The 25,877-nt window shown below is 70.2% G+C and carries 22 protein-coding genes; 19 read left to right on the forward strand and 3 right to left on the reverse strand.

Annotated elements, in window-relative coordinates; all coding sequences use genetic code 11:
* Positions 1–126: 126 nt before the first annotated feature.
* From pyrR to metK, 12 genes are all read left to right on the forward strand, one after another.
* Positions 127–729 carry a bifunctional pyr operon transcriptional regulator/uracil phosphoribosyltransferase PyrR gene (gene pyrR / locus AD72_RS07885; RefSeq protein ID WP_031465756.1) on the forward strand — a complete coding sequence of 201 codons (603 nt, stop codon included), beginning with the start codon at positions 127–129 and terminating at the stop codon, positions 727–729.
* On the forward strand, positions 726–1,682 hold the full coding sequence (locus AD72_RS07890) for an aspartate carbamoyltransferase catalytic subunit (protein ID WP_031465757.1): 957 nt from the start codon (positions 726–728) through the stop codon (positions 1,680–1,682). The genes pyrR and AD72_RS07890 overlap by 4 nt, the downstream gene beginning before the upstream one ends.
* Complete coding sequence (locus tag AD72_RS07895) at positions 1,679–2,962, forward strand: dihydroorotase (protein ID WP_031465758.1); 1,284 nt, start codon at positions 1,679–1,681, stop codon at positions 2,960–2,962. Before AD72_RS07890 ends, AD72_RS07895 begins: the two co-directional genes overlap by 4 nt.
* Positions 2,962–3,468 carry a PH-like domain-containing protein gene (locus AD72_RS07900; protein ID WP_037345140.1) on the forward strand — a complete coding sequence of 169 codons (507 nt, stop codon included), beginning with the start codon at positions 2,962–2,964 and terminating at the stop codon, positions 3,466–3,468. The genes AD72_RS07895 and AD72_RS07900 overlap by 1 nt, the downstream gene beginning before the upstream one ends.
* Positions 3,465–4,586, forward strand: coding sequence for a glutamine-hydrolyzing carbamoyl-phosphate synthase small subunit (carA, locus tag AD72_RS07905; protein WP_031465760.1), 1,122 nt, complete (start codon positions 3,465–3,467; stop codon positions 4,584–4,586). The genes AD72_RS07900 and carA overlap by 4 nt, the downstream gene beginning before the upstream one ends.
* Positions 4,570–7,860 (forward strand): carbamoyl-phosphate synthase large subunit, encoded by a 3,291-nt coding sequence (gene carB / locus AD72_RS07910; RefSeq protein ID WP_031465761.1) that lies wholly within the window; start codon positions 4,570–4,572, stop codon positions 7,858–7,860. The genes carA and carB overlap by 17 nt, the downstream gene beginning before the upstream one ends.
* A complete protein-coding gene (pyrF, locus tag AD72_RS07915; protein WP_031465762.1) occupies positions 7,857–8,684 on the forward strand; it encodes an orotidine-5'-phosphate decarboxylase in 828 nt (275 codons plus the stop codon). Before carB ends, pyrF begins: the two co-directional genes overlap by 4 nt.
* Before the next feature lie 231 nt (positions 8,685–8,915).
* The gene (mihF, locus tag AD72_RS07920) at positions 8,916–9,230 is read left to right on the forward strand and encodes an integration host factor, actinobacterial type (protein ID WP_026198054.1); all 315 of its coding nucleotides are present in this window, start codon (positions 8,916–8,918) and stop codon (positions 9,228–9,230) included.
* Between the two features lie 3 nt (positions 9,231–9,233).
* The gene (gene gmk, locus AD72_RS07925) at positions 9,234–9,845 is read left to right on the forward strand and encodes a guanylate kinase (protein WP_051898177.1); all 612 of its coding nucleotides are present in this window, start codon (positions 9,234–9,236) and stop codon (positions 9,843–9,845) included.
* A gap of 46 nt (positions 9,846–9,891) precedes the next feature.
* Complete coding sequence (rpoZ, locus tag AD72_RS07930; RefSeq protein WP_020501945.1) at positions 9,892–10,179, forward strand: DNA-directed RNA polymerase subunit omega; 288 nt, start codon at positions 9,892–9,894, stop codon at positions 10,177–10,179.
* A gap of 51 nt (positions 10,180–10,230) precedes the next feature.
* Positions 10,231–11,481 (forward strand): bifunctional phosphopantothenoylcysteine decarboxylase/phosphopantothenate--cysteine ligase CoaBC, encoded by a 1,251-nt coding sequence (gene coaBC, locus AD72_RS07935; RefSeq protein WP_255357146.1) that lies wholly within the window; start codon positions 10,231–10,233, stop codon positions 11,479–11,481.
* Between the two features lie 62 nt (positions 11,482–11,543).
* On the forward strand, positions 11,544–12,737 hold the full coding sequence (gene metK / locus AD72_RS07940) for a methionine adenosyltransferase (RefSeq protein WP_197284899.1): 1,194 nt from the start codon (positions 11,544–11,546) through the stop codon (positions 12,735–12,737).
* Positions 12,738–12,806: 69 nt separating this feature from the next.
* On the opposite strand, the gene AD72_RS07945 is transcribed toward metK, so the two are convergent.
* Positions 12,807–14,336, reverse strand: coding sequence for an alpha/beta hydrolase (locus AD72_RS07945; protein WP_031465766.1), 1,530 nt, complete (start codon positions 14,334–14,336; stop codon positions 12,807–12,809).
* 69 nt (positions 14,337–14,405) lie between these two features.
* Between AD72_RS07945 and AD72_RS07950 the strand changes: the two genes are divergently transcribed.
* Positions 14,406–16,385: a primosomal protein N' gene (locus tag AD72_RS07950; protein ID WP_082468805.1), complete on the forward strand. Its 1,980-nt coding sequence runs from the start codon at positions 14,406–14,408 to the stop codon at positions 16,383–16,385.
* A gap of 3 nt (positions 16,386–16,388) precedes the next feature.
* On the opposite strand, the gene AD72_RS07955 is transcribed toward AD72_RS07950, so the two are convergent.
* Positions 16,389–17,201 carry an endonuclease/exonuclease/phosphatase family protein gene (locus AD72_RS07955; protein WP_031465768.1) on the reverse strand — a complete coding sequence of 271 codons (813 nt, stop codon included), beginning with the start codon at positions 17,199–17,201 and terminating at the stop codon, positions 16,389–16,391.
* A 75-nt stretch (positions 17,202–17,276) separates the two neighbouring features.
* On the opposite strand from AD72_RS07955, the gene AD72_RS07960 reads away from it, so the two are divergent.
* Positions 17,277–18,806 carry an AMP-binding protein gene (locus tag AD72_RS07960; RefSeq protein ID WP_031465769.1) on the forward strand — a complete coding sequence of 510 codons (1,530 nt, stop codon included), beginning with the start codon at positions 17,277–17,279 and terminating at the stop codon, positions 18,804–18,806.
* A gap of 228 nt (positions 18,807–19,034) precedes the next feature.
* Here AD72_RS07960 and AD72_RS07965 read toward each other — a convergent pair whose 3' ends face one another.
* The gene (locus AD72_RS07965; RefSeq protein WP_031465770.1) at positions 19,035–20,417 is read right to left on the reverse strand and encodes an amino acid permease; all 1,383 of its coding nucleotides are present in this window, start codon (positions 20,415–20,417) and stop codon (positions 19,035–19,037) included.
* 128 nt (positions 20,418–20,545) lie between these two features.
* Between AD72_RS07965 and def the strand changes: the two genes are divergently transcribed.
* From def to AD72_RS07990, 5 genes are read left to right on the forward strand one after another with little or no spacing between them, the layout of a single operon-like run.
* Positions 20,546–21,091, forward strand: coding sequence for a peptide deformylase (gene def / locus AD72_RS07970; protein WP_031465771.1), 546 nt, complete (start codon positions 20,546–20,548; stop codon positions 21,089–21,091).
* Positions 21,091–22,044 (forward strand): methionyl-tRNA formyltransferase, encoded by a 954-nt coding sequence (gene fmt / locus AD72_RS07975; RefSeq protein WP_037345144.1) that lies wholly within the window; start codon positions 21,091–21,093, stop codon positions 22,042–22,044. Before def ends, fmt begins: the two co-directional genes overlap by 1 nt.
* Positions 22,045–22,099: 55 nt before the next feature.
* Positions 22,100–23,518 carry an RsmB/NOP family class I SAM-dependent RNA methyltransferase gene (locus tag AD72_RS07980; RefSeq protein ID WP_031465773.1) on the forward strand — a complete coding sequence of 473 codons (1,419 nt, stop codon included), beginning with the start codon at positions 22,100–22,102 and terminating at the stop codon, positions 23,516–23,518.
* Positions 23,515–24,906 (forward strand): amino acid permease, encoded by a 1,392-nt coding sequence (locus AD72_RS07985; RefSeq protein ID WP_031465774.1) that lies wholly within the window; start codon positions 23,515–23,517, stop codon positions 24,904–24,906. Before AD72_RS07980 ends, AD72_RS07985 begins: the two co-directional genes overlap by 4 nt.
* Entirely contained in the window at positions 24,903–25,871 is a 969-nt protein-coding gene (locus tag AD72_RS07990; RefSeq protein ID WP_031465775.1) for an asparaginase, read from the forward strand. The genes AD72_RS07985 and AD72_RS07990 overlap by 4 nt, the downstream gene beginning before the upstream one ends.
* Positions 25,872–25,877: the final 6 nt, after the last annotated feature.

The following is a 25,877-nucleotide window of genomic DNA, read 5'->3' on the forward strand; positions in this document are numbered from 1 at the left end:
AACTCCTGTCACCGGGATGCGCGGTTCAGTGCGCCGCCTGCTACGGTTCTACCAGCCGTTCGGGTGTTGCCCGTACGGGATTCGGACACCTTTAAGGCCCGTCCAGTGAGGCGGGGAAGGAGTCATGTGACGACACGCCGAGAAGGCGTGACGTCGGCCGAGGAACCAGAGGGTCGGCGAGTGCTGCTCTCCGAGGCCGATGTCGCGCGCACCATTGCCAGGATGGCCCATCAGGTCATCGAGAAGACCGCACCCGAAGAGGGTGCCCCGCCGGTGTTGCTCGGGATCCCGAGCAGGGGAGCGCCGCTGGCCAGACGACTGGCCGGGCGGATCGCGGAGTTCTCCGGGCAGACCGTGGACACCGGGATCATCGACGTCACGCTCTACCGGGACGATCTGCGGCTGCGCCCGAACCGGCCGCTGGAACCGACCACGCTGCCCGAGGACGGCATCGACGGCAGGCTGGTCGTGCTCGTGGACGACGTGCTCTACTCCGGACGCACCATTCGTGCCGCCCTCGACGCACTGCGTGATCACGGCAGGCCGAAGGCGATCCAGCTCGCGGTGCTCGTGGACCGCGGGCATCGTGAGGTGCCGATCCGCGCCGACTACGTCGGCAAGAACGTGCCCACATCCCGTGCGGAGGACATCGCCGTGCTGCTCACCGAGACCGACGGAACCGACAGCGTGGTCCTGCGGCCGGCCCGGGAGGAGGGCGAGAACGAATGACCCACCTGCTTTCCGCCGAGCATCTCGGCAGGGACGACGCGGTGGCCATCCTGGACACCGCCGAGGAGCTCAAGCGCACGCTGCTGCACCGCGAGGTGCGCAAGCTGCCCACGCTGCGCGGGCGGACCGTGATCACGATGTTCTACGAGAACTCCACCCGGACCAGGGTCTCCTTCGAGATCGCCGGGAAGTGGATGAGCGCGGACGTGATCAACGTGTCCGCGAGTGGTTCCTCGGTGAGCAAAGGGGAGTCGCTGCGGGACACCGCGGCCACGCTCGCCGCGGCCGGGGCCGACTGCGTGATCGTGCGCCATCCCGCCTCGGGCGCACCGCAGCGGATCGCCGGCTGGCTCGACGGGGTCAGCGTGATCAACGCGGGCGACGGGATGCACGAACACCCGACCCAGGCGCTACTGGACGCGGCGACCCTGCGGGAACGGCTCGGCGGGCTCGAGGGCAGGCGGGTGCTGATCGTCGGCGACGTGCTGCACTCCCGGGTGGCCCGGTCCAATGTGCACCTGCTGCGCACCCTCGGCGCCGAGGTCACCCTGGTGGCGCCGCCGACCATGCTGCCCGACGGGATGGACCGCTGGCTCGATGAGGCCAAGGTCCCGGTCAGCTACGACCTGGACGCCGAACTGCCCGGCACGGACGCGGTGATGATGCTGCGGGTGCAGGCGGAACGGCTCGGCGGGGGCGGCGGCGACTCGTCCGCGGGCTTCTTCCCGTCCACGCGGGAGTACTCGATCAGTTACGGGCTTTCCGAGGCCCGTGCCCGGCTGCTGCCCGAGCACGCGGTGATCCTGCATCCCGGACCGATGCTGCGCGGGATGGAGATCGCCTCCTCGGTGGCCGACGCGCGGAATTCGGTGATCACCGAGCAGGTGCGCAACGGAGTGCACGTGCGCATGGCGGTGCTGTACCACCTGCTCGCATCGGAGGAGACGAAATGAGTTCGCTGTTCAAGGGGGTCCGTCCGTACGGCGAGGACCCGGTCGACATCCGCGTCGAGGGCGAGGTGATCACCGAGATCGGTACCGGGCTCGAACCGGGGGAGGCGCGGGTCTACGAACGGGACGGGCTCGTCGCGCTTCCCGGGTTCGTCGATCTGCACACCCACCTGCGGGAACCGGGCCGCGAGGACGCCGAGACGATCGAGTCCGGTTCGGCCGCCGCGGCCCTTGGCGGGTACACGGCGGTGTTCGCGATGGCCAACACGGACCCGGTCGCGGACAACGACCTGGTCGTGGAGCACGTGCACCGGCGCGGGCAGGCGGTCGGACTGGTCGATGTCCAGCCGATCGGCGCGGTCACCGTAGGGCTGCGCGGGGAACGGCTCGCCGAACTGGGGGCCATGGCGCGCAGCTCGGCCGGGGTCCGGGTGTTCTCCGACGACGGGCACTGTGTCGCCGATCCGCTGGTGATGCGCAGGGCGCTGGAATACACGAAGGGGCTCGGCGCGGTGATCGCCCAGCACGCAGAGGAGCCCCGGCTCACCGCGGGCGCGCAGGCGCACGAGGGCGCGAACGCGGCGCGGCTCGGACTCGCCGGCTGGCCCGCGGCGGCCGAGGAGGTCATCCTGGCCCGCGACTGCCTGCTCGCCGGTCAGCTCGGTGCCCGGCTGCACGCCTGCCATGTCACCACCGAGGGCGGCGCGGACGTGCTGCGCTGGGCCAAGGCCCGCGGCGTCGAGGTCAGCGGTGAGGTCACCCCGCACCACCTGCTGCTCACCGATGAACGCCTCGCCGGCTATGACCCGGTGAACAAGGTCAACCCGCCACTGCGGGAGGGCTCGGATGTGCGTGCGCTGCGCGAAGCCCTCGCCGAGGGCGTGCTCGACTGCGTGGCCACCGACCACGCCCCGCACGCGGTGCAGGACAAGGACTGTGAATGGTCGGGGGCGCGCCCGGGCATGCTCGGCCTGCAGACCGCGCTCTCGGTCGTGGTGGAGACGATGGTGCGCACCGGGCTGCTCGACTGGCGCGGAGTCGCGCGGGTGATGAGCGAGCGGCCCGCGGAGATCGGCGGGCTGGCCGGGCACGGGCGGCCGATCGCGGTCGGCGAGCCCGCGAACCTGGTGCTGCTGGACGAATCGGCGGAGTGGACGGTGCGCGCGAGTGAGCTGGCCAGCATCGCGCACAACTCGCCGTATGACGGTATGCGGCTGCCTGGCACGGTGGTCACGACCGTGCTGCGCGGCGCGGTGACCGCGGACGAAGGGAAACTCGCCTGATGGAACGGACGCTTCTGGTACTCGCGCTGCTCGCGTTCTGCGCGCTGTGCGCCGGTCTGATGTGGCTCGGTTTCCGCAACCGCCGCAAGCGCCAGGCCGATCTGCCCACCCTGCCTGCGGTGCCCGCCGAGCTGGACCGCACCGAGCGGCTCGACCCGATCGAGGGCGTGTACGTCTCGACCACCACCACCGAGAGCTGGCAGGACCGGGTCGGGCAGGGCGATCTCGGGTTCCGCTCCCGGGTCGCCGTGCACCTCTACGAGCAGGGCGTGTACTTCGAGCGGACCGGGGCCCATGAGCTCTGGATCCCGCGCTCGGCGATCGAGCACGTACGCACTGCCCGCGGCCTCGCGGGCAAGGTGATGGGCACCGAGAGCCTGCTGGTGTTCCGCTGGTCGGTGGAGGGCAGCACGTTCGACACCGGAGTGCTGGCCGACGACCCGGCCTGTTACTCCGCATGGCTGACCGCCTTCGGCGGCGAACTGGCGAAAGGAGAACCGCGATGACCGCGGCACTGGTGCTCGAGGACGGCCGGGTCTTCCGCGGCGAGTCGTTCGGGGCGAGTGGCAGCACCCTCGGTGAGGTCGTGTTCTGCACGGGAATGACCGGATACCAGGAAACCCTGACCGATCCCTCGTATCACGGGCAGATCGTGGTTTCCACGGCCCCGCAGATCGGCAACACCGGATGGAACGGTGAGGACGACGAGTCCGGCCGGATCCAGGTCGCCGGCTACGTGGTGCGGGATCCGTCCCGGCGCAGCTCGAACTGGCGGGCGAGCGGCTCGCTGGACGACGCCCTGGAACGGGACGGTGTCGTCGGCCTCGCCGGGGTGGACACGAGGGCGCTGACCAGGCACATCCGCGAACGGGGCGCGATGCGGGCCGGGATCTTCTCCGGCGCGGCGCTCGCGGACGAGGACGCGATGGTGGCCCGGGTGCGCGAGGCACCCGCGATGGCCGGCGCGGACCTGGCCGGTGCGGTGTCCACGCCCGAGCCCTATGTGGTCGGAGCGGACGGCGAACGCCGCTTCCGGGTGGCCGCGCTCGACCTCGGGATCAAGTCGAACACGCCGAGGATGATGGCGGCCCGGGGTATCGAGTCGCACGTGCTTCCGGTCTCCGCGAGCCTGGACGAGGTGCTCGCGGTGGAACCGGACGGGGTGTTCTTCTCCAACGGTCCCGGCGACCCGGCCACCCAGGAGCACTCGATCGAACTGGTGCGCTCGCTGCTCGAGCGGCGGATTCCGCTGTTCGGGATCTGCTTCGGTAACCAGATCCTCGGGCGGGCGCTCGGTATGGGGACCTACAAGATGACCTACGGGCACCGCGGGATCAACGTGCCGGTGGTGGACACCGCGAGCGGGCGGGTCTCGATCACCGCGCAGAACCACGGATTCGCGCTGGAGGGGGAGCCGGGCGCGCCGTTCGGCACCCCGTTCGGTTCGGCCGTGGTCAGCCACGTCTGCCCGAACGACCAGACCGTGGAGGGGGTGCGCTGCCTCGAGGTGCCCGCCTTTTCGGTGCAGTACCACCCGGAGGCGGCCGCGGGACCGCACGACGCCGCCGTGTTGTTCGACGAGTTCACCGAGCTGATGGAGTCCCACCGTGCCCAAGCGCACTGATATCGAACATGTGCTCGTGATCGGCTCGGGTCCGATCGTGATCGGGCAGGCGTGCGAATTCGACTATTCGGGCACCCAGGCCTGCCGTGTACTGCGCGCCGAGGGGCTGCGGGTCTCGCTGGTGAACTCGAACCCGGCGACGATCATGACCGATCCGGAGTTCGCCGACGCCACCTATGTCGAGCCGATCACCCCGGAGTTCGTCGAGCAGGTGATCGCCAAGGAGCGCCCGGACGCGCTGCTGGCCACCCTGGGCGGGCAGACCGCGTTGAACGCCGCCGTGGAGCTGCACGAGCGCGGGGTGCTCGAACGCTACGGGGTGGAGCTGATCGGCGCGGACATCGACGCCATCCAGCGGGGCGAGGACCGGCAGAAGTTCAAGGACATCGTGGCCTCGATCGGTGGGGAGGTGCCGCGCAGTCAGGTGTGCCACTCGATGGAGGAGGTGCGCGCCTTCGTCGAGGAACACTCGCTTCCGGTGGTGATCCGTCCCTCCTTCACCATGGGCGGGCTCGGCTCCGGCATGGCGCACACCGAGGAGGACCTGGAGCGGATGGCCTCGCTCGGGCTGTCCGAGTCCCCGGTGCACGAGGTGCTCATCGAGGAGAGCGTGCTCGGCTGGAAGGAGTACGAGCTCGAGCTGATGCGCGACCGCAACGACAACGTCGTGGTGGTCTGCTCGATCGAGAACGTGGACCCGATGGGCGTGCACACCGGTGACTCGGTGACCGTGGCCCCCTCGATGACGCTGACCGACCGCGAGTTCCAGCACATGCGCGATGTGGGCATCGACGTGCTGCGCGCGGTCGGGGTGGACACCGGCGGCTGCAACATCCAGTTCGCCATCAACCCGGAGACCGGGCGGATGGTCGTGATCGAGATGAATCCGCGGGTCTCCCGTTCGAGCGCGCTCGCCTCCAAGGCGACCGGGTTCCCGATCGCGAAGATCGCCGCGAAACTCGCCATCGGCTACAGCCTGGACGAGATCACCAACGACATCACCGGGGAGACCCCGGCCTCGTTCGAGCCGACGCTGGACTACGTGGTCGTGAAGGTGCCCCGGTTCGCCTTCGAGAAGTTCCCGGCCGCGGATCCGAGCCTGACCACCACCATGAAATCGGTCGGCGAGGTCATGTCGATCGGGCGGAACTTCACCGAGGCGCTCGGCAAGGCGCTGCGCTCGAGCGAGACCAAACGGGTCGGTTTCTGGACCGCGCCGGACCCGGACCGGAGCCTGGAACGGACCCTGGATGTGCTGCGCACCGGACACGACGGGCGGATCTACGCGGTCGAGCAGGCGCTGCGGCTCGGGGCGAGCGTGGAGCAGGTGGCCACGGCCTCCGGCATCGACCCGTGGTTCGTCGACCAGATCGCCTCGATCAGCGAGTTCGGCACCGTGCTGCGTGAGGCGGCCACCCTGTCCACGGAGCTGCTGCGCCGGGCCAAGTACATGGGCATCTCGGATGCGCAGATCGCCGCCCTGCGCCCGGAACTGGCGGGCGAGGACGGGGTACGCACCCTGCGGCACCGGCTCGGGGTGCGCCCGGTGTTCAAGACGGTGGACACCTGCGCGGCGGAGTTCGCCGCCAAGACCCCGTACCACTACTCGGCCTACGAACTCGATCCGGCAGCGGAATCCGAAGTCACCGAACAGCGCGAGCGGCCCAAGGTGATCATCCTGGGCTCCGGTCCGAACCGGATCGGGCAGGGCATCGAGTTCGACTACTCCTGCGTGCACGCCGCACTGTCGCTGCGCGCAGCGGAGTTCGAGACCGTGCTGGTCAACTGCAACCCGGAGACCGTCTCCACGGACTACGACACCGCGAACCGGCTCTACTTCGAGCCGCTGACCTTCGAGGATGTGCTCGAGGTCGTGCACGCCGAGCAGCAGTCCGGAACCGTGGCCGGGGTGATCGTGCAGCTGGGCGGGCAGACCCCGCTCGGTCTGGCGAAGCGGCTCGAGTCGGCCGGAGTGCCGATCGTGGGGACCAGCCCGGACGCGATCCACCTCGCCGAGCACCGCGGCGCGTTCGGTGAGGTGCTGGAACGGGCCGGGCTCCCGGCTCCCCGCTACGGCACCGCGACCAGCTTCACCGGGGCCAAGGAGATCGCCGACGACATCGGCTACCCGGTGCTGGTGCGCCCCTCCTACGTGCTCGGCGGGCGCGGTATGGAGATCGTCTACGACGAGGCATCGCTCGCCGACTACATCTCCCGGGCCACCGAGGTCACCCCGGAGCACCCGGTGCTGGTCGACCGGTTCCTGGACGACGCCATCGAGATCGACGTGGACGCGCTCTGCGACGGCGAGGAGGTGTTCCTCGGCGGGGTGATGGAGCACATCGAGGAGGCCGGGGTGCATTCCGGTGACTCGTCCTGTGCCCTTCCGCCGATCACCCTCGGCGCCCAGGACATCGAGGCGGTACGCCGTTCGACCGAGGCGATCGCGCACGGCGTCGGGGTGCGCGGGCTGCTCAACGTGCAGTACGCGCTCAAGGACGATGTACTCTACGTGCTCGAGGCCAATCCACGGGCCAGCCGCACCGTGCCGTTCGTGTCCAAGGCGACCGCGGTGCCACTGGCCAAGGCGGCCGCCAGGGTCATGCTCGGATCCCGCATCGCCGATCTGCGCACCGAAGGACTACTGCCCGCCGAAGGCGATGGCGGGCACACCCCGCCGCACGCACCGATCGCGGTCAAGGAAGCGGTGCTGCCCTTCCACCGATTCCGCACCCGCGAGGGTGAGGGCGTCGATTCGCTGCTCGGGCCGGAGATGAAGTCCACCGGCGAGGTCATGGGGGTGGACGCCAGCTTCGGCAAGGCCTTCGCCAAGTCCCAGGCCGCGGCCTACGGCTCACTGCCGACCAAGGGCACCGTGTTCGTCTCGGTGGCCAACCGGGACAAGCGAGCGATCATCTTCCCGGTGAAACGCCTGGCCGACCTCGGGTTCGCGATCCTGGCCACCGAGGGGACCGCCGAGGTGCTGCGCCGCAACGGGGTGGAGGCCACCGTGGTGCGCAAGCACTTCGAGGCCGAGGACAACATCGTCAGCCAGATCCTCGCCGGTGAGGTGAGCATCATCATCAACACGCCGTACGGCAACCGCGGGCCGCGCGCGGACGGCTACGAAATCCGTACCGCCGCGGTGGCACGGGACATTCCCTGCGTCACCACGATCCAGGGCGCGGCGGCCGCGGTGCACGGCATCGAGGCCTCGATCCGCGGGGACATCGGGGTGCGGCCGCTCCAGGAACTCCACCGGGACCTGGCATGACGGGACCCGCGGAGACCTTCGGCGAACGACTCGCCTCGGTCACCGGGGAGCGCGGCAGGCTGTGTGTGGGCATCGACCCGCATCCCGGCCTGCTGCGCGACTGGGGGCTCGAGGCGGATGCCCGGGGGCTGGAGAAGTTCGCCAGGACCTGTGTGGAGGCCTTCGGATCACTCGCCGGGGTGATCAAACCGCAGTCCGCGTTCTTCGAGTCCTACGGTTCGGCGGGCATCGCGGTACTCGAGCGGGTGCTCACGGACGCGCGCGCGGCCGGGGCGGTGACCCTGCTGGACGTCAAACGCGGCGACATCGGCTCGACGATGAGTGCCTACGCGCAGGCCTACCTCGCGGATGGCGCGCCACTGGCCGCGGACGCGATCACGCTCTCACCCTATCTGGGCTTCGGCTCCCTCGAACCGGCGATCGAGCTGGCCAGACGTACCGGCAGGGGAGTGTTCGTGCTCGCCCGCACCTCCAATCCGGAGGGGGCGGGCGTGCAGCGGGCACATACGGAGGGCCGCAGCATCGCCCAGGCCATCGTGGACCACGCAGCCGAGATCAACGCGGACGGCGCGGGCAGTGTCGGCGTGGTGATCGGCGCGACGGCCGCGCACGGGCTCGACATCGGCTCGCTGCGAGGTCCGATCCTCGCCCCGGGGTTCGGGGCGCAGGGGGCCGGCCCGGAGGAGCTCAGCAGCGTTTTCGGGGCCGCCAGGGAACACGTGCTGCCCGCGTCCTCCCGGGACATCCTGGCCAAGGGCCCGGAGGTGGACCGGTTGCGGAACGCGGTGCGCACGGTGTCGGCACTACTCTCCGAACACGAATGAGCGGTAAATTGACTACTACCAGTAAAAAAACGGTGGTGAAGCGGACAATGACCGGCGTGTCGACCGTCAGGGGGCTGTGAACCGCGGCGCCGCTCTGGTAGAACGATCAGTCGTCGCGACCCGCGCAGCACGCAAGCTCACCCCCGCGTCACAGCGGTTTTTCGCAGGTGGGTACGGTCGCGAAGCGGAACAAATCCGATCGAACCCCCGAACGAAACCACGGAGGAAATCGTGGCCCTTCCCCAGCTGACCGAGGAGCAGCGGGCCGCAGCCCTGGAGAAGGCGGCTGCCGCTCGGCGTGCCAGGGCTGAACTCAAAGAGCGTCTGAAGCGAGGCGGAACCAGCCTCAAGGACGTTCTCGACAAGGCCGAGAGCGACGAGGTGCTCGGCAAGATGAAGGTCGCTGCTTTGCTCGAGGCGCTTCCCGGCGTCGGCAAGGTTCGTGCGCAGCAGATCATGGAGCGGCTCGAGATCGCCCCGAGCCGTCGGCTTCGCGGTCTCGGCGAGCGCCAGCGAAAGGCACTGCTCGCCGAGTTCGCGGCCTGACGCGTGCCAGGGCACGCGGGCGCCCCCGAGCGGGGTGCCAGCCGCAAAGGCGACGCCTCGAAGGGCCGGCTGGTTGTTCTGGCCGGCCCTTCTGGCGTCGGCAAGAGCAGTATCGTGGCCGAACTGCGCAAGCTGTACCCGCAACTGTGGTTCTCCGTCTCGGCGACCACCAGGGAACAGCGCCCCGGCGAGGTGGACGGGCGGGACTACCGCTTCGTCAGCCCTGCCGAGTTCGACCGGATGATCGCCGAGGGCGAGCTGCTCGAATGGGCCGACATCCACTCTGGGACACACCGTTCCGGAACCCCGCGCCAGCCGATCGAGGAGCGCCTGAACAGCGGTGAACCCGCACTCCTCGAACTCGACCTGCAGGGTGCGCGCTCGGTGCGCGCGGCGATGCCGGACGCCCTTCTCGTGTTCATCAACCCACCGAGCTGGGACGAGCTCGTCGCGCGGCTGACCGGACGCGGCACCGAGTCCGAGGAGGTCGTCGCCCGCAGATTGGCGACCGCCAGGGAGGAACTCGCCGCACGACCGGAGTTCGACACCGAGATCGTCAATGCCGACGTGCACTCGGCCGCGCGGGAATTGCTAGACTTGCTTACCGGGGCATAGTCCCCGACCACCGCTTTCGCACATTCGCTCTGGAGTAGACGCACCGATGACCATGCCAGCGGGGACATCCGCGAGCGCCAAACCGGCCAACCCGGACGAGGGAATCACCGCCCCGCCGATCGACGACCTGCTCGAGCACGTCAGCTCGAAGTACGCGCTCTCGATCTTCGCGGCCAAGCGGGCCCGCCAGATCAACGACTACTACGCGCAGCTCGGCGAGGGCCTGCTCGAGTACGTCGGACCGCTCGTCGAGCCGGGCCCGAAGGAGAAGGCGCTGTCCATCGCGATGCGCGAGATCCACTCCGGCCTGCTCGAACACACCGAGGGCGAGTGAAATAGTTCCCAGCGCGTTGACATCGGGTTAACGCGTGAGTGTGCTTGTCTCGTGACTGAGCCTGACGGCGCGGTTCCTGCTCCGCGCGAGAAGAAACGGATCGTGCTCGGTGTCGGTGGTGGCATCGCCGCGTACAAGGCCTGCGAGGTCCTGCGCGGCCTCACCGAGTCCGGGCACGAGGTGCGGGTGGTGCCGACCGAGGCTGCGCTGCGCTTCGTCGGCGCGGCCACCTTCGAGGCGCTGTCCGGAAACCCGGTGCACACCGGGGTCTTCGAGGACGTCCCCGAGGTCGAGCACGTGCGCATCGGGCGCGAAGCGGATCTGGTCCTGGTCGTTCCGGCCACCGCCGATCTGCTCGCCCGCGCCGCGCACGGCAACGCCGACGATCTGCTCACCGCGACCCTGCTGACCGCGAGTTGCCCGGTCATGTTCGCTCCCGCGATGCACACCGAGATGTGGGAGCACGCGGCGACCAAGGCGAACGTGGCGCTGCTGCGCTCCCGCGGTTCGGTGGTCACCGAGCCCGCGAGCGGCAGGCTGACCGGCAAGGACACCGGCAAGGGCCGGCTCGCCGAACCGGCCGAGATCGTCGCCATGGCGAAGCTGCTGCTCGCCAGGCCGGACGCGCTGCCCTACGACCTCGCGGGCAAACGCGTGGTCGTCTCCGCTGGCGGTACCCGGGAGCCGCTGGACCCGGTGCGCTGGCTCGGCAACCGTTCCTCCGGCAAACAGGGCTACGCGCTCGCCCAGGTAGCCGCCGCACGCGGTGCCCAGGTCACCCTCGTCAACGCGCACACCGCCGCGCTTCCCGAACCCGCGGGGGCCGAGCTCGTACAGGTACGGACCGCTGCGGAACTACACGAGGCGATGAGGGATGCGGCCCGGGTAGCCGATGTCGTCGTCATGGCGGCGGCCGTCGCCGATTTCCGGCCGGAAAGTGCGGCGGATCACAAAATAAAAAAGTCGGAAAAAGAGCCGGATGCGGTTCGGCTCATTCGCAACCCCGACGTGCTCGCCGAATTGGTATCGGCCCGCACGAAAGGACAGGTCATCGTCGGTTTCGCGGCGGAAACCGGTGACGAATTCGGCGATGTTCTCACCCATGCGCGCGCCAAGCTCAAACGCAAGGGTTGCGACCTTCTCGTCGTCAACGCTGTCGGCGAAGGGGGCGCGTTCGAGGGCGACGATAACCAGGGATGGTTACTCTCCGCTGATGGCCTGGAGACGCCGGTTCCGCGTGGTTCGAAGGCCGCGCTCGCTGCCGCAGTGTGGGACGCGGTAGCCATGACCGCCGTATCCTGACATGATCGGGTGCGTCCGAATTAACCGTGACTACTAGTCCACTACTGAGCTAGGGGAGTTTTGTGAGTAGCAGGTTGTTTACCTCGGAGTCCGTCACAGAAGGGCACCCGGACAAGATCTGTGATGCCATCTCGGACTCGATTCTGGACGCGTTGCTCGCCCAGGATCCCCGTTCTCGTGTCGCCGTGGAAACCATGATCACCACGGGCCAGGTGCACGTCGCGGGCGAGGTCACTACCGAGGCATATGCCGATATTCCGGATATCGTCCGCAAGAAGGTCCTGGATATCGGTTACGACTCGTCCGCGAAGGGCTTTGACGGAGCCTCGTGCGGTGTGAGTGTCTCGATCGGCTCACAGTCACCCGATATCGCACAGGGCGTGGATACCGCGCACGAGAAGCGCGTCGAGGGTGCGATCGACGAGATCGCCGCCCAGGGTGCCGGTGACCAGGGTCTGATGTTCGGCTACGCGTGCACCGACACGCCCGAGCTGATGCCGCTTCCGATCGCGCTCGCGCACCGCCTCTCCCGTCGGCTGACCAAGGTCCGCAAGGACGGGGTGCTGCCGTACCTGCGTCCGGACGGCAAGACCCAGGTCACGATCGAGTACGACGGGGAGAAGCCCGCGCGCCTCGACACGGTGGTGCTGTCCACCCAGCACGCCGAGGGCATCGATCTGGACAAGATGCTCGCCGTGGATATCAAGGAACAGGTGGTCGGGCCGGAGTTCGCCGAACTCGACCTGGACACCAGCGAGCCGAAGCTGCTGGTGAACCCGACCGGCCGGTTCGTGGTCGGTGGCCCGATGGGTGACGCTGGGCTGACCGGGCGCAAGATCATCGTCGACACCTACGGCGGCATGGCCCGCCACGGTGGTGGCGCCTTCTCCGGCAAGGACCCGTCCAAGGTCGACCGCTCCGCCGCCTACGCCATGCGCTGGGTCGCCAAGAACGCGGTCGCCGCCGGGCTCGCCGGGCGCATCGAGGTGCAGGTCGCCTACGCGATCGGCAAGGCCGCTCCGGTCGGGCTGTTCGTGGAGACCTTCGGCACCGAGAATGTCGACCCGACGAAGATCCAGCAGGCCATCAACGAGGTCTTCGACCTGCGTCCCGCGGCGATCATCCGGGACATGGATCTGCTGCACCCGATCTACAGCTCGACCGCGGCCTACGGCCACTTCGGGCGTACCGATGTGGAGCTGCCCTGGGAGGACACCTCGCGCGCCGAGGCGCTCGCCTCCGCCGCCAAGCTGTAAACCGCGCAGGGCACACGAAACACGAAAGGGCCGGGCACCCACGGGTGGCCCGGCTCTTTCGTGTCGTGTTCAGTCCGGCGGCGGGGGAACGTCGTCGAACGGGGTGTCGTCGATATCGCAGCTCGCGCCGTCCCGCGGGCGGTGCAGGGTGAACAGGTAGTCCCGCTTGACCGCCTCGGCGCAGTGGCTGCGCACCAGCATCGTGGAGTGCCCCGAACCGTTCACCACGAGCATCCGCGCGTTGCGCAGCTCCCGCTGTCCGTCCCGAGCCCCGGCGAGCGGGGTCGAGGGATCGTGCCGTGAGTTGATCATCAGGATCGGCGCGGGGGAGCGGTCGTAGGGCCCGAGGTAGCGGTCGGTGGCGTGCGCCCGCCAGTAGGCGCAGGGCATCATGTCGTACACGCCGAGCGCGCCCCAGTACGGCACCCGATGGGTCTCCCGTGCGGCCGCGCGCGTGTACGGCGCGGAACCACGCGGCACGATCGAGTCGGCGCACTGGATGGCGTTGAACGCTTCGCCGCTGTTGTCCTGGTACGGCGCCGAAGCCGCGCGCAGGGCCTTCCCGGTCTGCGGTTCGCCGGAGGCCACGTAGAGCTTCTGCAGCAACACCGCCATGTCCTGCCACCGGTCCGGGCTGGCGAGCTTGCCGTTGACGTAGTTGATCACGTCCGCGTAGGTGTAGCTCGTCCCGTCCACGACCAGCGGTTTCTGCCGGGCAGCCGCGGTGAGCACGGCGAACTTGGCCTCGAGGTCACCACCGGCGAACGCGCACCGCGCATCGGGAGCGGCGCATTGCCGCAGGAAGCTCGCGAAGGTGTCCGCGACCCCCTCGGGTACCCGCTGCCGGGTATCCAGCGGAGTGGTCCGGCCCTCATCGCCGTGCCCGGTGCTGTTGCCCTGGAAGTCGAGGGAACCATCGAGCACCATAGCGCGCACCCGGTCCGGGAACAGGCTCGCGTAGGTCGCGCCGAGCTGGGTGCCGTAGGAGATGCCGTGGAAGTTGAGCGCGGAGTCGCCCACCGCGCGGCGCATCCGGTCCAGATCCCGCGCGGTGTCCGCGGTGGAAACATGGTCGAGCAGCCGCCCGGCCTGGGCACGGCACCGGTTCGCGAGATCCCGGTTGTCCCGGTAGAACGTGTCGCGTTCGGGCGCGGTGTCCGGGAAGGCGGGGATGCGGGCCATGAACTCGTCCCGGCTCGCGGTGTCCGGGAAGCAGTTCACCGGGACGGACTTGCCGACCCCGCGTGGATCCCAGGACACCAGGTCGAACCGTTCGCGCAGCTGTTTCGAGAACAGCCAGTCCCAGTGTGCGCGCTGGCGCAGGTGTTCGACGCCGTCCCCGCCCGGGCCGCCGAAGTTCACGAACAGCGAGCCGATCCGGCGCCCCGGATCGGTGGCCGGGAGCCGGATCATCGCCAGCTGGATCTGTTCTCCGCCCGGATGGCCGTAGTCGAACGGTACGGGCAGCTTGGCGCACTGGAACCCGTCCTGACAGTCGGTCCAGTTCGGCGCGGGCACCGGTGCGGCGGCGTGCGCTGGACCGGCGCCGACCGAGGCGGCCAGCACCACCGCACACGCGAGAGAGGACAGGGCGCGCATGTCCGTTGATCCTGCCCGGGCGGGGCGGGTACGCCAAGTCCCCGAACGGTTGTGCGGGATACTGCGGCGGTGAGCAACAAGGCGGCGAAGGGCGCACGGGTACCGGCGGCGAATCTCCCGATCGCCCGGTGCTGCGTGGATGTGCCGCTTGCTCACCTCGACCGGCTGTTCGACTACCTGATACCCGCCGAACTCGACGCCGATCTGGTCCCCGGCACCAGGGTCCGGGTGCGGTTCGCGGGACGGCTGGTGAACGCCTTCGTGCTGGAACGCGCCGCGGAATCCGAGGTGCCGAGCGGGAAGCTGGCCTATGTGGAGCGGCTCGTCTCGCCCGATCCGGTGCTCTCCCCGGAACTTGCCAGGACCGCCCGCGCGATCGCGGACCGGTACGGGGGAAGCCTGATCGACGTGCTCCGGCTCGCGATTCCCCCGCGGCACGCCCGCGCGGAGGCCGCGGCGGAGAAGGACGAGCTGCCCCCGGTACCCGAGGCCCCGGGCATCGAGGGGTGGCAGCGGTATCCGCGGGGAACCGCGTTCGCCGAGGCGGTGCGCTCCGGGAATCCGGCCCGCGCGGTATGGCAGGCGCTGCCCGGTGAGGACTGGCCAGCCAGGCTCGCCGAACTGGCCGGGATCGTCGCGGCCAGCGGGCGGGTGGCCGTGCTCGTACTGCCCGATCACCGGGATGTGGAGCGAGTGGACAAGGCCTGCGCCGCGCTCGTTCCGGAGGAGAACACCGTGGTGCTCGCCGCGGATCTGGGCCCGCAGGCCCGGTACCGGCGTTGGCTCGCCGTGCGCAGGGGACTGGCCAGGATCGTGATCGGGACCAGAGCCACCGCGTTCGCCCCGGTCGGGGAACCGGGCCTGCTCGTGGTCTGGGACGACGGGGACGACCTGCACGCCGAACCGCGCGCGCCCTATCCGCACGTGCGGGATGTGCTCGTGCAGCGGGCGCACCTGTCCCGGTGCGCGCTGCTCGTCGGCGGGTTCGCGCGCACCGCGGAGGCCCAGCTGCTGGTGGACTCCGGCTGGGCGCACGAGATCCTGGCCACCCGGGAGACGGTGCGCGAACACGCGGCCCGGGTCACCGCGCTCGGCGAGCACTCCGGCCAGGACGCCCGCGATCCCGCGGCCCGCGCCGCCCGGTTGCCGCTCGAGGCGATCTCGGTCGCCCGCTCCGCGCTGCAGTCCGGCCATCCGGTGCTCGTGCAGGTGCCCCGGCGCGGCTACGTCCCGACCCTTGCCTGTCAGCAGTGCCGTGCCCCGGCGCGCTGCCGCCGCTGCGCGGGCCCGCTGGCCGGACACGAGAACGCCCCGCCGGACTGCCGCTGGTGCGGTGCCGCCGAAGCGCACTACCGCTGCCCGACCTGCGGTTCCACCCGGCTTCGCGCGGTCGTGATCGGCAGTAAGCGCACCGCCGAGGAGATGGGCCGCGCCTTCGCACCGTTCCCGGTGCGCACCTCGGGCGCGGGCACCGTGCTCGCGACGGTCTCCGGTCAGGCCGCGCTCGTCGTCTCCACCCCGGGAGCCGAACCGGTCGCGGACGGCGGCTACGGGGCCGTGCTGCTGCTCGACGCCTGGGCCTCCCTCGGGCGTGCCGACCTGCGTGCCTCCGAGGAGACCCTGCGGCGCTGGATGACCGCGGCCGCGCTGGCCCGGCCGGGGAGCACCGGAGGCCGGGTCATGGTGATGGCCGAGTCCGGGATCCCCACGGTGCAGGCACTGGTGCGCTGGGACCCGGTCTGGCACGCGCGCGCCGAGCTCGCCGCGCGCACCGAGCTCGGTTTCCCGCCCGCCGTGCGGATGGCCAGCGTGGACGGGGTGCCGAGCGCGGTCGCCGAGGTACTGGACACCGCGCGGGTGCCGGAGTCCGCGGAGATACTCGGTCCGGTGGAACTTCCCGGGACCGAACGGGAGCGAGCGCTGATCCGGGTGCCGCGCACGCACGGGCCCGCCCTTGCCGCCGCACTGCACGAGGCGATGGCCGGGCGGACCGCGCGCAAGGAACGGGACACCGTGCGGATCCAGCTCGATCCGCTGGAACTCGTCTGACGATCAGCGCACCAGGTCGGCGACCACGGGCCGGTGGTCGGCGGCGAGTGTGTCCGGGACGTGCGCGCCCGCCCGGCCGAACCCCGGCGGGATCAGCACCTGATCGATGCGGCGTTTCGGTTCGTCGGCGGGATAGGTGAGCCCGCCGGGCCCGCGCCAGGCATCGCGCAGGGCGATGTGCAGCGGGCGCAGCTCGGGCGCGTCCGGATCGGCGTTGAAGTCCCCGAGCAGCACCCCGGGAGCGGGGCGCATGATCCGGCGCATATCGGCGACCTGGGCCTGGCGCACCGTGGGATCGGGCCGGAAGTCCAGATGGGTCACGTACAACCACAGCGGCCGGCCGTGCGGGGCGAGCAGCACCTGCGCGAATCCCGGCGCCGGTGCGGGTTTCGCGCTAGGGTCCTGTGTGGACAGCCGGGTGATGTCCCGGTTGCGGGCGTGCAGGATCGGGGAACGGGAGAGCACGGCGACCCCGAACTCCCGCCGCGGCGCGCCCGGTTCCTTCGGGTCGAGCGAATAGATCGGCGCGAAGTACGGATGCATCCCGGTGCGGCGCGCGAGTTCCGCGGGTTCGTCGAGGAACCGGCTGCGCTCGTCCCAGTGCCGGTCCACTTCCTCGAGCCCGACGACGTCCGGATGTTCGGCGTTGATCGCCGCGGCCGTGCGGTCCAGGTCGAAACTGCCGTCCATGCCCGTTCCGGCGCGGATGTTGAAGTTCATGATGCGCAGCGCGGATCCGGTGCCCGCTTCCGCGGTGACCGCGGTCCCGGCGAGCAACAGCACCAGCGCGGCAAGCACCCCAGCGATTCGTGACATGCGGACACCTTCCCGTTGGCGCTTCGCTGGCGCAACATCGAGGGGATGGCGGGTACGAGTCTAAGGAGCGTGCAAATGGTGACAGAACCGGCGATTCGGTGCGCGGACCGGGAAATCGGGTACCCGGAGTTCGGTGAGCGGGCGACCCGGATCGCGGCCGGGCTGCGCGCCGAGGGCATCGGCGAGGGTGAGCTCGTCGCACTCGTACTGCGCAACAGCGTGGAGTTCCTGGAGATCGTTGCCGGGGTCGGGCTCGCCGGTGCCCGTCCGGTCCCGGTGAACTGGCATCTGCGCGGACCCGAGCTGCGCCATCTGCTCGCGGACTGCCAGGCGCGCCTGGTGTTCACCCAGACCGAGTTCGCCGAAACCGTGGCCGCGGCCGCGCCGCCGGGCTGCGCGGTGGTGGAAGTGGTGCCCACGGAGCGGCTCGCCGCGGAATACGGCATCACGCACACCGGAGCGCACGGCGCCCACCCGCTGTTCGAGGACTGGCTGGCCGCACAGGAACCGCGGATCGAGGCACCCGCCCAGTCGGTGTTCGGCGCGGTGTTCTACACATCCGGGACCACGGGGAATCCGAAGGGAGTCCTGCGTGCTCCGCTCGGCGAGGAGGCCAGGCACGCCGCGCTGGGCTCGCTGGAGACCCGGATGGGCATCGAACCGGGGGTGCGCACGCTGATCCCCGCACCGCTCTATCACACCGCGCCGTACGGAGCAGCCACATCCGCGGTGCTGGTCGGCGCGGACATCACCATCGCGCCGCGGTTCACACCGGAGTCCTTCCTGCGCCTGCTCGCCGAGCGGGCCGTGGAACAGGTGCAGGTGGTACCGACCATGCTCGTGCGGCTGCTCGACCTCCCCGAACAGGTACGCACCGGCTACGACCTCTCCGCACTGCGCTTCGTGGTGCACGCGGCCGCGCCCTGTCCGGTGGCGGTGAAGCGGGCGGCGATCGACTGGCTCGGGCCGATCCTGTACGAGTATTACGGCGGGACCGAGACCGGAATCGTGGTCTGGTGCGACACCGAACAGTGGCTGGCGCACGAGGGCACCGTCGGCGCACCGGTGGACGGGGCCGCGGTGCGGATCATCGGAGCCGAGGGCGGCGAGCTGCCCGCGGGCGAGGTCGGCACGGTGTACGTGCGTCCCGCCACGAGCTGGCCCGACTTCACCTACCTCGGCGACGACGCGAAGCGCAGGGCCATCGAGCTCGACGGCTACGTGACTCTCGGGGACATGGGATATCTGGACGGCGACGGCTTCCTCCATCTCACCGACCGCGCCACCGACATGATCATCTCCGGTGGGGTGAACATCTACCCGGCGGAGATCGAGGCGGCGCTGCTCGGTATGACAGGGGTGCGCGATGTCGCGGTGTTCGGCATCCCGGACGCGGAGTACGGCGAGGCGGTGGCCGCGCACGTGGAAGCCGAAGCGGGGGTGACCGAGGAGGACATCCGCGAATACGCCCGTGGGCGGCTCGCCGGGTTCAAGGTGCCCTCCCGGGTCGTGCTCGACGGCGCCCTGCCCCGGGAGGAGTCGGGCAAGCTGTTCAAGCGCAGGCTCCGCGAGCGGTACTGGCAGGGCCACGCGAAGCGGATCTGAGCCGGGGACACCCCTACGGGAAGGATGAGACCGCGATCCTCCCGCGGGCCGATGCGCGCGTAGCTGCCCGGCGGCGAAGCTTGTGTCATCAGCGAGCACGAGAGACACGAGCCGGACGAGGAGTGATCGAGATGGCTACCGCGACCGCCACCGCCGACCAGGGCTTCACCGCACTGCACGGACTCGGGACCGCCGCGCGGTTCCTCGGCAACCTGCTGCTCGCGGTGGTCACCGTGGTGTTTCTGGGGACCGCCCCCGGCGAGCTTGGTACGGGCGCACCCCGAACGCGTAAACGAGCACGATGACCGCGACGCTGATCAGGCTCAGGTACAGCTGGGAGCGGGCACTCTCCACGAACAGCATGGACACCAGCACCAGCACGATCCCGATCAGGGTGAGCCAGCTCAGCCACGGGTAGAACCACATCCGCAGCTTGAGCCGCTCGGGCTCGGTGCGTTCCAGGGTGCGGCGCATCCGCAGCTGAGAGGCGGTGATGATGGCGTACAGGAACAGGGCGACCGCGCCCGCCGAGTTGATGATGAAGTCGAAGACCGCACCGGGGGCGAGGTAGTTCATCAGCACCGCGATGTAGCCGATGACGGTGGACAGCAGGATGGATTTCCACGGCACCCCGCGCTTGTTCGTGTCGCCGACCCAGCGTGGGGCCCAGCCGTGCTTGCGCAGCGCGAAGTGCATCCGGGAGGCGGTGTACAGCCCGGAGTTGAGCACCGAGAGCGCCGCGGTGAGCACCACGACGCTCATGATCGTCTCGGCCGCGGGGATGCCGAACCGGCCGAAGGCCGCGGCGAACGGGCTGGTCTTCTCCGGGATCTGCTGCCACGGGGTGATCATCACCAGCAGCACCGCGGAGCCGACGTAGAACAGCAGCACCCGCCACACGGTGGTGGTGGTCGCCTTCGCCACGGCCTGCTCGGGCTGATCCGACTCGGCCGCCACGATGGTCACGATCTCCGCGCCGAAGTAGGCGAAGATCACCAGCACCACACCGTGCACCACGGAGAACCCGCCACCGGCGAAGAAACCGTCCCGGGCGATGTTCCCGACCGAGAAGTGCGCCCCGGGCCAGAACCCGAGCACGAACAGCACCCCGATCACCAGGAACACCACGATGGTGAGCACCTTGACCGAGGCCAGCCAGAACTCGGTCTCCCCGAAGGAGCGCACCGAGACCAGATTGCTCAGCGTCAGGGCGAGCATGAGCAGCAGGGAGAACACCCAGGAGGGCACCGCGTGGATCCAGCCGTGCAGGATCTCCGCGCCCGCGACCGCCTCGAAGGCGACCACGCCGACCCAGTAGTACCAGTACAGCCAGCCGATGGTGAATCCCGCCCAGTTGCCGAGCGACTGTCGCGCGTATTCGGCGAAGGAACCGACGGTCGGGTGCGCCGCGGCCATCTCGCCGAGCATCCGCATCACCAGGACCACGAGCAGCCCGCCGATGGCATAGGAGAGCACCGAGGCCGGGCCGACGGTGTGGATCACCGCGCCGCTGCCGATGAACAGGCTCGAGCCGATGATCCCGCCGAGCGCGATCAGCTGCAGATGGCGGGGCCGGAGATTCTGCTTGAGTCCCTCGTCCGGGGCTGGCATAGGTGAACTCCCGTAGTTCGTGTGCAAACCTGCGGAATGTTAACCGTTCACCGCGAAGGGACCAGAGCGGACACGACCGTTTAAACTCGGGCGGCATTCTTCCCGCTCGCGAAGGTCCGAGGTGATCCATGACGGTCCAGCCGATCCGCTTGTTCGGCGACCCCGTGCTGCACACCCCCGCCGAGGAGGTCGTCGACTTCGACGCGGAACTGCGCACCCTGGTCAAGGACCTCTGGGACACGATGGAAAAGGTCGGCGGAGCCGGTCTGGCCGCGCCACAGCTGGGGGTCGGCCTGCGTGTGTTCACCTACCACTGCGACACCTTCGCCGGGCACATCGTGAATCCGCGCTGGACCGTGCTGGGGGAGGGCTTTCAGCTCGGACCGGAGGGCTGTTTGTCCATTCCGGGGCTGAGCTGGGACTGCGAACGGTACGCGCACGTGGTCGCGACCGGCCAGAACCTGCACGGCGAGCCGATCACCGTCGAGGGCACCGATCTGCTCGCCCGCTGCATCCAGCACGAGACCGACCACCTCGACGGGGTGCTGTTCGTGGACCGGCTCGACGAGCAGACCAGGGAACGGGCCCTGCGCGAGATCCGCTCGGCCGAGTGGTTCGACGGCGAACTCCCGGTCATCAAGGAAAACCCGCACGCCTCCTTCGGTGGTGCCTGATGCGTCTTGTCTTCGCGGGAACCCCGGAGGTCGCCCTGCCGAGCCTGCGCGCCCTCGCTGCCTCGGAGCACGAACTGCTCGCCGTGGTCACCCGGCCGGACACGGTCGCCGGACGCGGCCGCTCGGCGAAACGTTCCCCGGTGGCCGAGTTCGCCGACGAACACGGCATCGAGGTGCTGACCCCGCCGCGGGCCGACGATCCGGAATTCCTCGCCCGGTTGCGCGAACTGGAACCCGACTGCTGTCCCGTGGTGGCCTACGGCGCGATGCTGCGCCGGTCCACCCTGGAGATCCCGGTGCACGGCTGGGTCAATCTGCACTTCTCGCTGTTGCCCGCCTGGCGCGGCGCCGCCCCGGTGCAGGCCGCGATCCGTGCCGGGGACGAGATCACCGGGGCAAGCACCTTCCGGATCGTGCGCGAACTCGACGCCGGACCGGTGTACGGCGTGGTCACCGAACGCGTCGGTGCCCGGGACACCGCGGGTGCGCTGCTCGAGCGGCTCGCCGAGTCCGGCGCGGGCCTTCTGGTGTCCACTGTGGACGGCATCGCGGACGGATCCGTCGTGGCGCGCGAGCAACCCGCGGAGGGCGTGAGCTATGCGGGCAAGATCGAGGTGGCCGACGCGCGGGTGGACTTCACCGCGCCCGCGGCCGCGATCGATCGGCTGCTGCGCTCGGTCACCCCCGATCCGGGTGGCTGGGCCGAGTTCGAGGGCAACCGGATCAAGCTGGGCCCGGTCGAACCGACCACCGAGGAATCCGTGGCTCCGGGCGCGATCCTGGTGCGGCGCAAGGAAGTCCTTGTCGGTACCGGAACGAGCCCGGTGCGTCTCGGCGAGGTGCAGGCCCCGGGGAAACGCCGGATGGCGGCGACCGATTGGGCGAGGGGAGCGCGGATCGCCGAGGGCAGCGCGTTCGACGGCGGCGCGGGTGAAGCGGAGGCCGGTCGGTGACCGCCCCGCGCGAATCAGGGACGAATCGAGTGGGAAGTCGAGCCGAGGGCAGCGCATGACACGAGAACAGCGGAAGCCGGGCGGGCGCGGACCGAGCGGGCCACCACCCCGGCCGAAGACTCCGCGCACCCCGCCGGCGAAGGATCCCGCGCGGCAGGCGGCGTTCGATACCCTGCGCGCGATCACCGAGCGGGACGCCTACGCGAACCTGGCCCTGCCCGCCCTGCTCGCCGAACGGCGGATCAGCGGCCGGGACGCGGCCCTGGCCACCGAGCTGTGCTACGGGACCGCGCGCGCGGTCGGTCTGCTGGACACCGTCATCGCCGCCTGCGCCAACCGGCCGCTGTCCACATTGGACACCGCGGTGCTCGACGGGCTGCGGCTCGGCGCGTATCAGTTGCTGCGCACCAGGATTCCCTCGCATGCCGCGGTCTCGTCCACTGTGGACCTGATCCGCGCCGAGGCGGGTTCGCGCTCCAGCGGGTTCGTCAACGCCGTACTGCGCAAGATCGCGGACAAGGACGAGGCCACCTGGCTCGACGAGCTCGCGCCCGCGGACAAGATCGAGGCACTCGCCCTGCGCACCGCGCACCCGAAGTGGATCGCGCGTGCCTTCGGTGCCGCGCTCGGGGACGGTGGCGCGGAACTGGAGGCGGCACTGCGGGCCGACGACGAGCGGCCCTCGGTGCACCTGACCGCGCGGCCCGGGGAGATCTCGGCCGACGAGCTCGCCGCGATCAGCGCGGGAGAACCCGCTCCGTACTCGCCCTACGGGGTGCACCTGGACTCCGGGGATCCCGGTGAGCTGGAACCGGTCCGCGAGCGGCTGGCCCACGTGCAGGACGAAGGCAGCCAGCTGTGCGCACTCGCGCTGCACCGCGCGGAACTCGACCAGGACGGCGGGCGCTGGCTCGACCTGTGCGCCGGGCCGGGCGGCAAGGCGGCGCTGCTCGGCGCGCTCGCCGGCACCGAGGGCGCCCGGCTGGACGCGGTCGAGCAGTCCGCGAAGCGTGCCGGGCTCGTCCGCCAGGCCTGCGAGGGGCTGCCGGTCACCGTGCACGTCGCGGATGGACGCGATCCCGGTCTCGAACCCGGTTACGACCGGGTGCTGGTGGATGCCCCGTGCACCGGTCTCGGCGCGCTGCGGCGCAGGCCCGAGGCCCGCTGGCGGCGTGATCCCTCGGATGTCAGCGAACTGACCCAGCTGCAGCGCGAACTGCTCGGTACCGCGCTCGGCCTGGTCCGGCCTGGCGGCGTGGTCGCCTACGTGGTCTGCAGTCCGCATCTGCCGGAGACGGTCGGCGTGGTCGCGGACGCGCTGCGTCGCAACCCCGAGGTGTCCGCGCTGGACGCCAGGGAGCTGTTCCCCGGGGTGCCCGATCTCGGTCCGGGACCGTACGTGCAGCTGTGGCCGCACCGGCACGGCACGGACGCGATGTTCTGCGCGGTACTGCGCCGCGGGGACGCGCGATGACCACCGAGAGCCCCGGGGAGAGCAACGGGCTGCGCCGGGAGCTGTCCGCGCGGCAGATCTCCATGATCGCCCTCGGCGGGATCATCGGAACCGGCCTGTTCCTCGGCTCCGGTCTCGCGATCGGGATCGGCGGCCCCTCGGTGATCATCGCCTACATCGGGGCCGGTGCCATCGCGCTCGCGCTCACCTACGCCCTCGCGGAGATGGTGTCCACCCATCCGGACGCGGGCGGCTTCGGCGCCATCGCGCAGCGGTATCTCGGTCCGCTCGCCGGTTTCGTGCAGCGCTGGATCTACTGGGCTGCGCAGGTGGTCAACCTGGGCAGCGAGGCGGTCGCCACCGGGCTCTACGTCCGGTTCTGGTTCCCGCAGCTGCCGCTGTGGGTGCCGGTGCTGGTGTTCTCCGTGGTGATGCTGGCGATCAACGCCGCGGCGGTGCGGTTCTTCGGCGAGACCGAGTACTGGTTCGCACTGATCAAGGTGCTGACCATCGTGGTGTTCGTGCTGCTCGGCGCCTGCTACGTGATCTTCGGTCTGCCCGATCGTTCCGCGGTCGGGTTCGGGCACCTCACCGACGACGGCGGGTTCTTCCCGAACGGGGCGGGCAGCCTCTGGCTCGCGCTGACCGTGGTGACCTTTTCCTACATCGGCACCGAGGCGGTCGCGGTCACCGCGGCCGAATCGCGCGATCCGCGGCGCACCGTGCCCCGCGCCGCGCGGTCCATGGTGCTGCGGCTGATCGTGTTCTACGTGCTCGCCACCGCGGTCGTGGTCACGGTGGTGCCCTGGCGCACCGCGGCCGGAGCGGGGGAGGCGGTGCGCCAGTCCCCGTTCGTCACGGTGTTCGCCGACGCCGGGATCCCGGTCGCCGCGGGCATCATGAACTTCGTGGTGCTCACCGCGGCGCTCTCGGCGATGAACACGAACCTCTACATCACCTCCCGGATGGCGCATTCGCTGGCCAGGGACGGCTTCGCACCGAAGGCCTTCGCCAGGACCACGCGGCACGGTGTCCCGCTGCCCGCGCTCGGTTTCTCCGCTGCCGGGCTCCTCGTGGCCTGCCTGATCTCCTTTCTGGACGCGGAGAACGCCTTCGCCGTGCTGCTCGGGCTCGCGCTGTTCGGCGCACTGGTGACCTGGCTGCTGATCTTCGCCAGCCACGTGGCTTTCCGCCGCGCGAACACCGAACGTCCTCCGGTGCGCCTCTGGGGTGCGCCGTTCACCACGGTGTTCCCCGCGCTCGTGCTCCTCGGGGTACTCGTGACCACGGCCTTCACCGACCAGTTCGGCACCGCGTGGAAGGCCGGGGTTCCGGTGCTGGTGCTGCTCGTGCTCGCCTATCTCGTGGTGCGGCGCAGGCGCGCGACCCGGTCCGGGAGCGGTGGATGATCACGGTCGTCTCGCTCGGCGGCACCATCGCCATGACCCCGAGCAGCACCGGCGGGGTCACCCCGGGCCTCGGGGCGGCCGATCTGGTCGCCGCGGTTCCCGAGCTCACGGACTTCGAGCTGACCGTGCGCAGCCTGCGTTCGCTGCCCAGTGCCTCGCTCGGCTTCGCCGATCTCGCCGAGCTGCACGCCGTCGTGGAGGCCGAACTGGCCGCCGGGGCCGAGGGCGTGGTGGTCACCCAGGGCACGGACACCCTCGAGGAGACCGCCTTCTTCCTGGATCTGACCGTGCGTGCGGACGCCCCGGTCGTGGTGACCGGCGCGATGCGGCCCCCGGCCTCGCCCGGCGCGGACGGCCCGGCGAACCTGCTCGGCGCGGTCCGGCTCGCGGCCAGTCCGAGCGCCCGCGGGCTCGGTACGCTCGTGCTGTTCTCCGACGAGGTGCACGCCGCCCGGCTGGTGCGCAAGACGCACACCGCATCTACCGGGGCCTTCGAATCGCCCGGATTCGGTCCGTTGGGACTACTGGTGGAGCAGGAGCCGCGACTGCTCACCACACCCGGCCCGCGCGCCCGGTTCCCGATCGGCTCCCGGCTCGAGGACGTACGGGTCTGCGTGGTTCCGATGGCGCTCGGCGAGGACGGGGAACTGCTCTACGGCGTGGACTCGCGGTTTTCCGGTCTCGTGCTCGCCGGGGTCGGCGCGGGGCACGTGCCCGAACAGGTCGTCCCGGTGCTCGCCGAGCTCGCGGGCACCATGCCGGTCGTGCTCGCCTCCCGGGCCGGTGCGGGCTCGATGCTGACCCGGACCTACGGGTATCCCGGATCGGAACGGGACCTGATCGCGCGCGGGCTGATCCCCTCCGGGTTCCTGGACCCCTACAAGGCGCGGATCCTGCTGCACCTGCTGCTCGCCGACGGCGCGGACCGGGAACGCCTCCGCGCCGCCTTCGCCGGTTTCAGCTGAGGTTCG

Origin of the sequence: Sciscionella sediminilitoris, assembly GCF_000737195.2 — a bacterium.
Lineage (GTDB): Bacteria > Actinomycetota > Actinomycetes > Mycobacteriales > Pseudonocardiaceae > Sciscionella > Sciscionella sediminilitoris.